Consider the following 13,409-nt stretch of genomic DNA (forward strand, 5'->3'; position numbering starts at 1 on the left):
ATCGACGTTGATTGGCCTTTTTCCATTATCAAACGCCTCCTCAGGAGGAAGGACGAGATACGGTCCATCCTCAATCTCTATGTACGCCATGTTTTTGTTGCTCTGAGCAGAGGTAATATGCACTCCCCCGGCTGGCTGCGTCCAGAAGGAACCCTTCGGCAACCACATCTCCTCGGCATTAGGATCGTCGTTGTGAACAGTGCCACTAATGACCATTCCACGGTAGGTGACATTGTGGATGTGAGGTGGCGACGAGAAGCCGTCCACAAACTCTACAAGAAAGCCTGATGGCCCGGGGGTGGTTCTATCGCCCCAAAGATTACCAGCCCTAGGGCCTCGGTCGCCACGGGCGGGGTTGAGAAACCCCCACTCAACTTCGGATATCAAGACAACCTTGGAGGTTGGCTCGGTTGCTTGTGTCGGAGATATACTTTGGGATGTGAACTGCAGACTACCCCAGATAGTTACAAAGAGTGTAAGTACGAGTAATAGGAACCTTCTTATATTCTTCATTTTAATAGTTTGTGAGTTTTGGTATGATTTTATCCTTTTTAAGGAAATAGCAGTCTATTAAAACTTCAAATTTTTGCTCTTTGAAATCCCTTTACATCTTGACGTTACCTGCTATTTATTGCAATTACAATGACTAAAAGTACAAACTATTTTTGCAAAAATGCAAATAAAAAACTAAATCAATGGAATGGGATAATTTACGTTACATACTGGCCATTGCTCGTGCCAAAAGTATTGCAGGTGCAGCACGGCAACTAAAAGTACATCACACAACTGTATTCCGTAGGTTAAATGCTTTAGAGGAAAGCTTGGGTGTTAGAGTATTTGAGAGGTTATCAACAGAATATGTTCTAACTCTGGCAGGGGAACAAATGTATCAAAATGCAGTAGAGATTGAGGAAAAAATTGCAACTGTCGAGCGACACATTAGCGGACAAGATAGACGACTTAAAGGATCGATCAGGGTGACAACTACCGCAAGTTTGCTACGTTACCTGTTAACTCCTTGTTTTGCAGCTTTCATTAGAGAATATCCAGAAATTGAGTTAGAGATTTTAGAATCGAATCAGCAGTATAATCTGACGAAACGAGATGCGGATATCGCTATTCGTACTACTAATAACCCACCAGAACATTTAGTAGGACGTAAAATTGGTAGGACGGCGATCGCTATTTATGCTTCTAAAAATTATTTATTTGCTAATGAGAAAATTGATAACATTACCGAACATACTTGGATTGGTCTAGAAGAAAGTTTAGCGAGGATTATGTATAGTAATAAATTAAAACAATTATTGCCCCAATTTGAATTTCAATATCAGGTCAATACTCTGATGGGAATATTATATGCACTGCTTAATGATATGGGAATTGGTTTGTTGTTTTGTTATATGGGCAATAGCGAACCCAATCTACAAAGTGTTTATCCGATAATTCCTGAATTAGCCAAAGATTTGTGGATACTTACTCATCCAGATATTCGTCATGTGGCTAGAATAAGTATTTTTGTAGATTTTATTGCCGAAGCTTTGAAATCTAAGATCGAGCTAATAGAAGGTATAGATAGCGTTACGCGCAAGTTAAAACTTTAAAACTCAAAAGTTAAAAAAGCAATCAGCACTCGGCACTCAGCACTCAGCATTAAAGGTGCGCGTTTGCGGAGCATTTGGGAACGGAAAGGGATTCTGTTACCCTATTAATTACTAATGTCTAACTAAGTAACAAAACAAGAAAGGAAAATTTATAGATGTCAACACCTATCTCAGAGTATATTTTTAGTGATGCTCAAAATCTTAAAGAATTAGAGCGACTACAGGCGATCGAACAAATTTTTGACCCCAAAACTCGCCAACGAATTTTAACAACCGGAATTACGAACAAATGGCAATGTTTGGAAGTGGGAGCAGGAGCAGGATCGATCGCCCAATGGTTAGCAACAATTGTTGGAGAAAGTGGAAAAGTGGTTGCAGTGGATATAGATACTCGTTTTTCAGCGAATGTTCAATCATCTAATCTTGAGGTTTTACAAGCAGATGTTCGCCATCTTGCCCTGGAAAATCAATCCTTTGACTTAATTCATGCACGTTACCTACTTATCCATATCCTAGACTTTGAAGTTGCCTTATCAAAGATGTTAGATTTGCTCAAACCTGGTGGATGGATAGTGATTGAGGAACCAGATTTTTCTGTAGCTAAAGCTATTGTGGGAGAGAATAGAATGTGTCAATCTTTCCAGAGAGTTAATCTTGCTATTCAACAGATGTTCGCAGATAAAGGAATGGATTATGCTTTAGGGGGGAAATTGCCAGGGATATTTCAGAAGTATGACTGGCAAAAGTTATCCCTAGAAAATGATACTCCTGTTTCTGCTGGAGGATCGGGAATAGCTAAAATGATGAAAATGTCTACAATGCAGCTTGCACAAAAATATATTGCAACTAGTAAAGCAACCCAGTCTGACATTGAAAACTTTTATTTATTTGCAGATGACCCCAATACATCGGCTATTTATTACGCCACAGTAGCAGTGATTGCCCAAAAATCTGATGTCAAATTAAATCCGGTAGCATTGGTATAATTAGATAAAGAGTGTGGGGAGTGTGGGGAGGGTGGGGAGATGGGGAGATAAGTGAGCATATTTTGCAATAGCTGAAGATAAAACATTTTTTTATACTGAATTAAGCGGATTTGATATCAAATTGAATAAGGGTATAGGGAGTAGGAAATAGGTATGAAAAACTGATTTCCATACGTTTTCGGTCCTGTTGTTTCCACGGTAGGATGGAAACAAGCTGATTTCCCACTTACCGAATTTTTATGATTAAATTAATATAGGGTTTGCTGATTAATTCTAAAAGCATTTTATAGATGAAGGTTTGATCCTTTTTTATGCTAAAAAAATGCCAGCACAGATCGGTTTGATGCTTAAATAATATTATACTTTAATAATCCTATCAATTTAATCTAATTGTAGGGGAGTCCATGGAACTTTCCTACTTTTTCTACTGTTCAGGTAATTTAGTGATGCCTGATGTTATGACAATAATTAAACTACAAATTACCACTATCGGTACTACTGGCAGAAATCCTAAAGCGAGACTTTTAGGAATAATACCTACCTGAAAACCAATAACTGCCATCTCACCAAAAATAATAGAAATTATACAACTCAGAGGTGAAATATTTTTTCCATACAAAGCGGCAATAACTGTAGGAAATAACACTGCTAAACCAGTAAAAGCTTGAGTGGCGATCGCTGCAATTGTTGCCGGAGGATTTGCTGCTAAAATTAGACCAATTATTGCTAAAATAACGATTAAAATTTTGCCTACAAAAGTTTGTTCTTTTAGGGAAGCTTGGGGGCGAATATAAACAATATAAATATCCCTAGTTATCATGGTACTTAATGCTAAAAGTTGAGAATCAAGGGTTGACATGAAGGCTGCCAAGGCTCCCACCATTACTAATGAAGAAATGCCATTTGAGGTATATTCAGCTAACATCATGGGAAAAATTCTATCTGCTTCTTTTGCGACTAAATCAGGAAAATTAATATGACCCCACATTCCAATTAAGACGGGACAAATAAACATTGTGCAAGTAATTAATGGATATAAACTAGCAGAAAGTTTGAGAGAATTAGCAGTTTTGGGAGTATAAAACCGCATAAACATTTGGGGAAACATCGGTACACTTAAACCCCAAAGCAACATATAACTAAACCATTTGTGGGGAGTGAAAAAATTATTCGTACCAGAACGAGAAAAAAGCTCTGGATTGATTTGATAAACAGTTTGATTCGCTTCAGTAATGCCACCAATACTTTGGGAGATAGCTATTACTGCAACTATCATTAAAATAAACATTAATATCCCTTGCAAAACATCGGTTAAGGCTACACTTTTCATTCCGCCGACAAACACATATAAAACAATGATGAAAGTCAAAAAAGCTGCTCCCAAAAAATAGGGAATTTGCCCATTAGTTAAATTTTCTATCATATAGCCGCCACCGATTGGTTGTAGAGTTAAATAAGGCATGGTAAAAATTACCATCACGGCTAAAAAAAGTAGTTTAAGTGGTTGACTGGAGAGGCGATTTTCGATTAATTCTGAGGGGGTAATTAAACCTTTTTCTTTGCCGAAAAGCCACACTTTATAACCAATAAAATAAAATGTAATTCCGACTAGGGCAGTACCAAATCCTATCATTGGATAATAACTTATGCCAATGCGATAACCAGCACCAGAAAGTCCGAGAAAAGCAAAGGCGCTAAAGTTTGTAGCAATGAGAGTAAAAAATAGAACTATAGAGCCGATTTTTCTATCTGCTAAAAAGTAATCTTCTGGTGTATTTTTTTGGCTACGATAACCAATAATTCCGATGATTAAAGTAGAGAGTAAATATGCACCAATAAATAAGTAGGGAATTAGTTTTTCTAGCATAATTAATTTTCTTCTTCAGTTTCAGATTTCCAGAAAGTTTGAGAGAAAATCAAAATAGCACAGGCGAGGATAATTTGCAAACCAATAAAATAGAAAACCCAGGGTGGGAGATGGAGAAATGAGAAAGAAATTGTTTGTTTCCAAGACCAAAAGTCTAGGGAAAGTAAGAAAATTATGGTAAAACAGAAACACCAGAAATAAGGAGATTTGAAAAAGTTTAAGTTGTTCATATCTTGAAGAAGGGAATAGGGAGTAGGGAGTGGGGAATAGGCAATGAGAAACACAGGAGTTAGTAAATAGTTATGATATTCTTTATCCTTAATATGTTAGGACTACCCTATCATATTGCTATTTTGCCATATATATTAAGAGACCTTGCATTCAAAGTCCCCACAAGTGTTTAATTTATCTGAAAATCACTGTAGAAATTAACCATAGCTGAAAAAGGTAAAGCATAGAGGCATAAACAAGCGATCGCTTGTTTATTATATAGTTAACAAACTAACTGGTCAATACATAAGCATTTTCTAAACATTTAAGAGAGTTTCTATGGAAACTCTCTACATTTTTTTTGCAGATTCTAATATCTAGATTGGGATAATTTCCGGATTTTTTCAGAGCATAGTAGCTATTTAAAATAGAGCTTAATAATTAATCAAGCTCAACCATAAATTGAGATTCTCTAAGCATGGGAGTTTGACTTGATTGACGACAGATAAACCAAGGGTTAGTGTAATTATACCAGTCTACAATTGTCCAGATTATATTGGGCAAGCTGTAGAAAGTGTGTTGAATCAAACTTACTCTAACTATGAATTAATAGTAATAGACGATGGTTCGCGACAAGAGACGCGCTTAAAGTTGCAACCCTACCGCGAGCATATTCGTTATGTTTACCAAGAAAATCAGGGAGTAGCAGCAGCTCGTAATCGTGGAATAGAGATGGCGCAAGGGGAATTTGTGGCATTTTTAGACCATGATGATTTTTTTCTCCCATATAAACTCGCGCTCCAAGTTAGTTGTTTTGATGCTCAACCGCAAGTGGGAATGATTCACACTGGTTGGCGCAGGGTAAATCAAAACGGGGAATATATTCAGGATGTGAAACCTTGGCATCAGATACCCGTTTTGGATTTGGAAAATTGGGTGCGTTGGATGCCAATACTTTTTAGTGCAATGATGTTTCGGCGACAGTGGTTGGAGAAAGTGGGAGGGTTGGATACAGAATTTAAACAAGCATCAGATTTGGATTTGGTGCAACGTTTGGCGCTGATGGGTTGCGAAACAGTTTGGGTGCAGGAGGTGACAGTCTGTTATCGGGAACACGATCGGAATGATTCCCTGAATACCCCACTACAAGCACTGGAGTCATGGCAAGTCAGAGATAAGTTTTTTGCCCGCTCTGATTTACCAGTGGGGTTGCGCTATTTGGAAAGAGACTGTCGTTATCGCACTCTGGTTTGGGTTGCTTGGCGGTTGTATTGTACTGGGTATGTTGGGGAAATGGTGGAATATTTGGAGAAATCTTTGAGTTATTCTCCATATTCCTTGACGAAAACAATATCAGATTGGGTGAAAACTTTTGGTAGATATAGTGCCGAGTTTGGTTATGAGTTGGATGCTTTGAGTCTGAGTCAATCAAAACCTTGGCAGCAGATGGTTAGTTATTTTAGGAATAGGTTTTAGAGGTTATGGGTATGGAAGATGTGAAAGAGGAATTGGAGCAGTCTGATGCTCAGTTTTATCAGCTTTTAATGGAGTTGGAGCAGTCTCACGCTCAGTTATCTCAGATGCAGACGGAATTTGAAGAGTCTGAGTTACTGAGAAAACAGATGCAAGTAGAGTTGGAGCAAATGAAATCCCACTTGGAGCATACCCAGAGGGAGTTAGCGCAAACTAAGTCAGCGTTGCATCAGACTCAGGGTGAGTTGGATAGATATAGGTATAGGGAGGCGATCGCTTCTCAGAATATTTCGCAGAGGGAAAAGGAGTATAAGCATTTGGTATGGGATGCTTGGTATGCTTATCGGAATGGGGATATTAATCAGATGGTTAATTGTTTACAGAAGTCTCTCAAATTTACGTCTTTGTCGCGGACTAAAACTGTGTCTAATTGGGTAAAAAGTTGGAGTGAATTTTCCTCAGAAAAGGGAGAAAGATTTAAGTTTCGTCATTTGAATAGTTATCAGGAGTGGCAACAGTTATTGCGACGGATGACTGTGGTTAAATCTAGCAGTGTAAAGAAATAGACCTAAGTACTAGGCAATACTTATGAAGAGAGTTTATGCTACATTTTGAATCGAAATGTAGCTTTTATAGCGGTTTTCATTCACATAGACTACAGTAATAGAAGTTAAATCAACTCTGGAAAGAAATATCTTTTTTCTATATAGTCTACCTTTGTGAAAACCGCCATAAAGCTGAGTTAAGTAATGACATAAATGAGTATTCTCTCAAGTTAGATTAGCAATTTTGAGCAGAGAATTTAAAGAATCTATATCAACGAGAATATCTTTTGCTCCATGATTTTTGCCATCCTTATTATCGAAATATTCACCGATTAAATAATAGTAGTCTAGTTTACAATTATTGCTAATTTGCCAATACACAGTATTAACATAGTAAGGGGAGAATATCTCGATTAATTTTGTTCCAGGCTGAGAAAAAATAATATTTGTTAATCCTGCTCCATGTGGAGAAACAATATTTTTAGCATGGTACAGCAAAGATGCTTGTTCGATAACTGACATTGATTCTAAGAAAACCTGCCTAAAACCATATTTTTTCAGAAGATTAACTACTTCTTCTTCATTAGCTATTCTACGTCTAGAAGCATATTTACGACTGATATATATATTTTCTCTTTCACTCCGATGACTATCTTGTAAATCTTTGAGGAAAATTTGTCTCAGAAATTTAACCGCCCAATTTTGCGCCCTACCTTCCCGTATAATTGATGGTACAATAAGTTGTTCTGCTTGAATATGAGGAAGATCGGAACTATCAATAATTTTTTCTGGTGGTATCTCCAGTATTTTCAAAGCCTCTTGATTAAAGGTTGTTGTAGGGTTATGCAAAACGAAATAACTGATATCATCCCAGCAAAACCCTATTTTTCGCAATAGTTGAAAACGAGGAAGAACATCAAGTATCCAGTGAAAATAAGCTGTACTTCCCCATCGAGATGAAAGAAACACAACATTACCTTCTAGCTGATAAACATTGGGAAGATGATTTGAAGCTGGAACAGTATTACAAACTCCTGTGGATAGAGTTGGCAAAAGACAATTACTTTGAGTCAAGACTGCACTTGCATTCTGATTCGCCCAACCTCTACCGTTAGGCAAAAAATACACTAACATATTCTTGGCAAAAACGTTCGTTTTCTGAAAATTAGGATGCAAATTTTGGCTCAAACCTTTCGCTGGCAAAAGAGGAAGTTGTTCTCTTGAATAAGCTATCTCATATCTGAAGTCGCGATCACTGTTGCTATTCTGAGATAAAATATTAAGTATACCCCAACTTTTATTAGATTGAGCATACTTTTCGATGAGATGAACTGGTACATGTCTCTGATAGCAAAGTTGAGCATCCTCCATCTGTCCAGACTGCTCTAAAATTTTCCCCAAATCATAGCATATTTTATCAAAGCCGGGTCTAATTAGCAGTTGATTAATATAATGTTCAATTTCTTTATTGTAAGTATCCATTAAGAGCAAGTCTCCATTTAAGAATAGGTTTATTTTGAAAATTATTAGCTACTGAATATAAGTAGCATAAGGTGTTTTCTTGAGATGGTTAGCAAGATCGGTATAGTTTTCAACAATATCTTCTAAATTATCAGAGTTAACTTTTTCTGTTACTGGTTGTATATTGATAAAATAAACGTAATTTAATTGGCTTTGGTCATACTCTAAACCTATAAATTTCATTATCTTTGGTAAGATATTTTCTGGATTTTTCACGATAGCATCATAATCAAAAATGATTGTTTGATCATCATTGGCAAATAGAATAGCCATCGTCATATAATAAAATATACATAGATACAGTTGCTCAGAACACTCGACCGGTAAAGCATCAGAGTTATTGTACCCAGTAACGGGTAGTTAAAAAATTGCCTCTAACTACCTCTGAGCAGTCATTCCGAAGTTTTTCTTAGGGGGGAAGTTCAGCTTATCAGGGAATGTATCAAGAAATGCAGAGAACCTAAATTACTCTTTCTGACAGCGAGGGTAAAAACCAAAGTTGAATAACCACTGATAACGTTGATATATGCCTTCCTCAGCTTTTGGTGTTAGGTACTCCTGATATTTACCGCGTTTAGTTTGGTTTAAAACGGGCAATGGTTCACCAAAATCTATTCCTACCTCACTCAATGAATTTTTTAGTTCTGACTCTAGATTTTCGTAGCGGAGGATAGTCATGTTTTGAGGTACTTCTCCATTAATTACAAAATACTTGTATATCTCAGAGGATTTGCGTCCAAAGTAAAGACTCTCAATTGCAAATTTCTCAAAATTTCCCTCTAAAGCTATGCTCTGAGCTTGACCTTTATCCCATGGATGGCCAAGTTGCAGATAAAAGTAGCGAGAAACTTCCATATCGTATGGGTTGCGGACAAAGGCAATAATCTTTTTGAAACTTTCTAGGGTCATTCCTAGCTTTTCAACCCATTCTTTTGCTTCGTTCAAAGTTCCATGACGATTACCGATAGTTATTTTAACTTTAGGATCTGTTATTTTTCCCTGATGACCTTCGGGAACAGCGTAATACACAGGTCTTGGTAAAATCTCCAACAACTTGGCAGTTACAGCCATACCTCCAGTTTTAGGTACATGAAGAAACAGTACATCTTTATTACAAATCATTTTTTCCTCTTTTTTGATAGTTAAAAATCATATTAGTGTGGATAAATTCCCAATTATTCACTAGATAATTGGGGAACGCATGACTCAAATTTTGAAACTTTTTTAAGATAGTTAGTAACTTGCCCCCCATCACTATATTTGTGCTATAGCTTCTTCTAAATTAGAGAGAAATAAAGTTGAATTAGGATTGAATTCAACAGCTTTACGATAATAAGCTTTTGCTTCTTGATATTTTCCTTGTTTTAGCAAAGCTTCTCCTAATTGATAGTAAGACCAAGAGAATTTAGGATTTAAGAGAGTAGCTTTCTCGTAACAGATAATAGCTGCTTCAAATTCGCCTTTTTTCTCTAAATTTTTCCCCTCTTGCAAATATTCTGCTGCTGTTTTTCCCTGTTTAATATAAAAGTTAACCAAAATAAAACCTAAATCTCTTTGGTCATCACCTAATCCTTGCTGTTTAGGATTAAATACTTTTTCACTTACGACTTCAACTTTGGTTTTCTGATAAGCTGCTAGGGTTAGAGGTATTGAACAGTTAAATACTTGGTTTCCAGGACTACTAATTTGTTTGGTCTCTTTACCTACTTTCAATATAATGTTGTTGCCTTCAGGAAATTGCTCGGAAAGATATCCTTCTAATTCAATTTCTTGGATAGGATATTCGCTTTTGATAGTAAAGCTTAGGTCTTTCCCTACCCACATATCATCAAATAAACCAATGATTTCACTGATTTTTTTTACTGAACCTTTGATGGGAAAATTTGTTTGATTAATTTCCATTTTTTCAGACTTCCTATATAACTATTTGGTCATTCCATATAGTTTTCTCAAGATGATTATTGTTTCAGGATGTTGCAATATTATTACAATATTTGACCTAGTTGTTTATTCGGATGTTAGTTGTTTTTTAGAACATCTAGACTACTTAAAAGCTCATCAAATTTATTAGTTACAGCTTTCATTGAATATCTGCTTGATATAGTATCTAGCGAATTTTGAGATACTTTTGACCACAATTTATTGTCTAAGTATAAGTTCGTAACTTGTTGAGCAAAGTTTTCTGGATTATCTCCAATTAAAACATCATAACCATCAGTAATTCCCATTCCTTCTGCTGCTATAGGAGTAGCTACTACTGGCAAACCATAGCTAAAACTTGTCAAAATTTTTCCTTTAATTCCTGCTCCATATCTTAAGGGAGCTACTGACAGTTTACAGTTATGAAAATATTCGGAAATATCAGGTACATGACCTGTGATTATTACATCATCTGAGGATAAATTCAAAATTTCTTCGGGAGCTTTACTACCGATAATAAAAATTTTCATGTCATGGATTTTTTGCTTGACTAAGGGAAAGACTTCCTGCACAAAATAAAGCATTGCATCTACATTTGGTGGGTGTTGGAATCCGCCAATAAATAAGATATTTTTTCTATCTGCAAATTCTTTTTCTGCACCATATATATCTCTGGGCATATTGAAAAATTCTATATTTTTTAAGTGGGAATTTTCTTGTTCTAACATTTGTTTTTCCATCATGCTAACTACTAATGTGCAGTCTGCTTTTGCCATTAATACTAATTCCCTTTCTTTTGTTTTTATTGATTTTTCCAATAATTCCAAACTATTTTTTAGTTTTGCTTCTCTTTGCTCTCGGAGATAATGTAAATCAACTGTATCGTAGATTATTTTTGCTTGGGGCGCGAATTTCCTGACATTATCTATGTGTTTTTCTGTAAATTCTAGTCTGGCTAAATATATAACATCATATTGACTACCATAGGTTTCTAAATGAGATTGAATTGAGGTTACATGAGAGCAATATAAACACTCGACTCCTAATCTTTGTAAATCTTCTGTATACTTTTCAACATATAATAAGTTATCAGGTGCAAAGGTTATTTTGTAATTAAGGGATTGAAATATTTTAATTAAGTTAAAAGCTGTTACTGAACCTGAGTCTTGGTCGGGTGTTAACATACAAGCGTCTATCATTAATAATCGCTTTTGTACGGGTCTTTCTCTTTCTAAATAAGGTTCAATTCCGTTAGGTCGGTGAAGTTTTAAAACATTTTGCCATTTTTGAATAAATTTTTGATGATTAACTACCTGATATTTTTTGACTCCTTTAGTGACATCTGTTCCTGAAGATATTCCTTCAAAATGAACAATTTTAGCTAGGGGTTGATATAGAACTTTATATCCAGCTTTTCTTACTTCAAATGCCAGGTCAGTATCTTCATAATAAGCTGGTTTATAACGAGTATCAAAACCTCCTATTTGTCTCCATAGTTTGGTGGGAATCATTATTCCAGCACCAGAGCAATAATCTACTTCTCGTAAATAACAATATTCTGGTTTATTGGGATGGTCTAATCTGCCATAATTCCATGCGGAACCATCTTGCCAAATAATTCCACCTGCTTCTTGAAGTTTTCCATTGGGATATAAGAATTTAGCTCCAACTAATCCTACTTTTGGTATTTTTTTGAAGGTTTCTAGCATTTCCTGGAAGCAGTTGGGCATGACGACTGTATCATTATTTAGGAATATTAAATATTCACCTTTGGCTAGTTCTGCTCCTCGGTTACATGAGCCAATAAAGCCTAAGTTTTGTTCGTTAAATACTGATTTGATTCCAGATATTTTACTTAGCACTTCTTGAGTATTATCTTTGGAGTGGTCGTCCATGACAATTACCTCAAATGGTAGAGAATCATCTAAGGTTGCTACTAAGGATCTTAAACAATTGTAGGTATGTAAAATTTGGTTATAAACAGGAATAATTATGGAAATAATTGGTTGGTCGCTGGTGTTTAGAGTTAGTGGTTGTGGTTGTAGAAGGTGTAGATATTCTGCCATTTCTACGGGGTAGGCAAATTCCCGATTTTTCATAGCTCTTGTATTTTGTAATTGCCAGGAAATTAAGTCATTATCTCGATTGTGATTAAGTGCTTCTTGATAAAAGAAAATAGCTGCTTTTAATTCGCCTTTTTTAACACAGGAATTTCCTAACTCCATTAAGTCAAACTGTGCCGATATATCTGGGTTGTTTGACTGAGCTTGTAATCCCATTTGATAAAAAATAATTGCCTCGTCTAATTCATTTTGTCTGACTAATGTCTGACATAATTGCAAATATAATTCTGAGTCGTTGGGTTTAATTTCTAAAGCTTTATGATATAGTTCTATATCATCTGGATTCTGCTGTATTGCTTGTCTATAAGAATTAACTGCTTCTGCTGCATTACGCTCCATTTCTTGTTGTAAAGCATCTCCTAATTTTTCATAAGCTTTCGGTAAATCTGGTTGTAGTCTTATGGCGCTTTTATAGGCGGCGATCGCTTCAAAAAACTGTCCTACTTTTACGAATATTTCTGCTAAGTTAAAATAAGACCAAGGAGAATTTGAGTTTAATTGTATTGCTTGGCGATAAGCTGAAATTGCCTCTAACCATTTTTCTTGTTTTACTAATGTTTCTCCTAAATTATGATAAGACCAAGAAAATTTTGGGTTGAGTTTGATTGACTGATTATATATGTTTACTGCTGCTTCTAAGTCTCCTATTTCTTGTAGTAAGTTAGCTAAGTTATGATGAGCTTTCCAGAGATTAGGTTGAATTCGAATTGCTTTTTTATATAGGGTTATTGCTGCTTCTGGTTGGTTTTGTTTAACTAAAATATTGGCTAAAGAGTAGTAAGCTTCTGTAAAGTATGGATCGATTTCAATAGCTGTACGGTAACAAGTAATAGCTTCTTCTAATTTTTCTAGTTTAGCCAAACTTTGCCCTAAGCTATAGTTGGTTTTGGCAGACTTAGACTCTTGCATAGTTTGAGTTTTTGTATCAATTTTTTTGTCTATTAGCATAGTAAATTAATTTAATTACGATATTTTTTAGTCATCAAAATACAGATAGCGCTTCGCCCAGGGAATAGGGAATAGGCAATAGGCAAAAAGGAAGGGATAAAAATAATTATATCGAGTTAAGAGCAATTATTAATTCCTGCAATTGAAATATCAAAATTTATGTTTTAACTTGCTCCCTAATACCATTGATCGTCCCTTAATGCTTTAGCTTG

The 13,409-nt window shown here is 35.7% G+C and carries 12 protein-coding genes; 4 read left to right on the top strand and 8 right to left on the bottom strand.

Annotation, left to right across the window (positions count from 1 at the left end; genetic code table 11):
- On the bottom strand, window positions 1-513 hold a 513-nt coding region (locus tag F6K22_RS13225; protein WP_293098137.1), incomplete at its 3' end, for a DUF4437 domain-containing protein.
- Between the two features lie 182 nt (window positions 514-695).
- Between F6K22_RS13225 and F6K22_RS13230 the strand changes: the two genes are divergently transcribed.
- Complete coding sequence (locus F6K22_RS13230; RefSeq protein ID WP_293098140.1) at window positions 696-1,604, top strand: LysR family transcriptional regulator; 909 nt, start codon at window positions 696-698, stop codon at window positions 1,602-1,604.
- 155 nt (window positions 1,605-1,759) lie between these two features.
- On the top strand, window positions 1,760-2,590 hold the full coding sequence (locus tag F6K22_RS13235) for a class I SAM-dependent methyltransferase (RefSeq protein ID WP_293098142.1): 831 nt from the start codon (window positions 1,760-1,762) through the stop codon (window positions 2,588-2,590).
- Window positions 2,591-3,014: 424 nt separating this feature from the next.
- Here the strand turns inward: F6K22_RS13235 and F6K22_RS13240 are convergent, their stop codons facing one another.
- Window positions 3,015-4,457 (bottom strand): sodium:solute symporter family protein, encoded by a 1,443-nt coding sequence (locus tag F6K22_RS13240; protein WP_293098145.1) that lies wholly within the window; start codon window positions 4,455-4,457, stop codon window positions 3,015-3,017.
- Between the two features lie 2 nt (window positions 4,458-4,459).
- Window positions 4,460-4,687: a hypothetical protein gene (locus F6K22_RS13245; protein WP_293098147.1), complete on the bottom strand. Its 228-nt coding sequence runs from the start codon at window positions 4,685-4,687 to the stop codon at window positions 4,460-4,462.
- Between the two features lie 475 nt (window positions 4,688-5,162).
- On the opposite strand from F6K22_RS13245, the gene F6K22_RS13250 reads away from it, so the two are divergent.
- Together F6K22_RS13250 and F6K22_RS13255 are read left to right on the top strand one after the other, a co-directional pair.
- The gene (locus F6K22_RS13250) at window positions 5,163-6,143 is read left to right on the top strand and encodes a glycosyltransferase (protein ID WP_293098150.1); all 981 of its coding nucleotides are present in this window, start codon (window positions 5,163-5,165) and stop codon (window positions 6,141-6,143) included.
- Window positions 6,144-6,154: 11 nt separating this feature from the next.
- Window positions 6,155-6,706 carry a hypothetical protein gene (locus F6K22_RS13255; protein ID WP_293098199.1) on the top strand — a complete coding sequence of 184 codons (552 nt, stop codon included), beginning with the start codon at window positions 6,155-6,157 and terminating at the stop codon, window positions 6,704-6,706.
- 204 nt (window positions 6,707-6,910) lie between these two features.
- Here F6K22_RS13255 and F6K22_RS13260 read toward each other — a convergent pair whose 3' ends face one another.
- The 5 genes from F6K22_RS13260 to F6K22_RS13280 form a co-directional block, all read right to left on the bottom strand.
- The gene (locus tag F6K22_RS13260; protein WP_293098202.1) at window positions 6,911-8,167 is read right to left on the bottom strand and encodes a glycosyltransferase family 61 protein; all 1,257 of its coding nucleotides are present in this window, start codon (window positions 8,165-8,167) and stop codon (window positions 6,911-6,913) included.
- A gap of 48 nt (window positions 8,168-8,215) precedes the next feature.
- Window positions 8,216-8,485, bottom strand: coding sequence for a hypothetical protein (locus F6K22_RS13265; protein WP_293098205.1), 270 nt, complete (start codon window positions 8,483-8,485; stop codon window positions 8,216-8,218).
- A gap of 186 nt (window positions 8,486-8,671) precedes the next feature.
- On the bottom strand, window positions 8,672-9,328 hold the full coding sequence (locus F6K22_RS13270) for a sulfotransferase domain-containing protein (protein ID WP_293098207.1): 657 nt from the start codon (window positions 9,326-9,328) through the stop codon (window positions 8,672-8,674).
- 132 nt (window positions 9,329-9,460) lie between these two features.
- Window positions 9,461-10,108: a tetratricopeptide repeat protein gene (locus tag F6K22_RS13275; RefSeq protein ID WP_293098210.1), complete on the bottom strand. Its 648-nt coding sequence runs from the start codon at window positions 10,106-10,108 to the stop codon at window positions 9,461-9,463.
- A gap of 116 nt (window positions 10,109-10,224) precedes the next feature.
- Window positions 10,225-13,197 carry a tetratricopeptide repeat protein gene (locus tag F6K22_RS13280; RefSeq protein WP_293098213.1) on the bottom strand — a complete coding sequence of 991 codons (2,973 nt, stop codon included), beginning with the start codon at window positions 13,195-13,197 and terminating at the stop codon, window positions 10,225-10,227.
- Window positions 13,198-13,409: the final 212 nt, after the last annotated feature.

It is taken from the genome of Okeania sp. SIO2F4 (assembly GCF_010672385.1).
Lineage (GTDB): Bacteria > Cyanobacteriota > Cyanobacteriia > Cyanobacteriales > Microcoleaceae > Trichodesmium.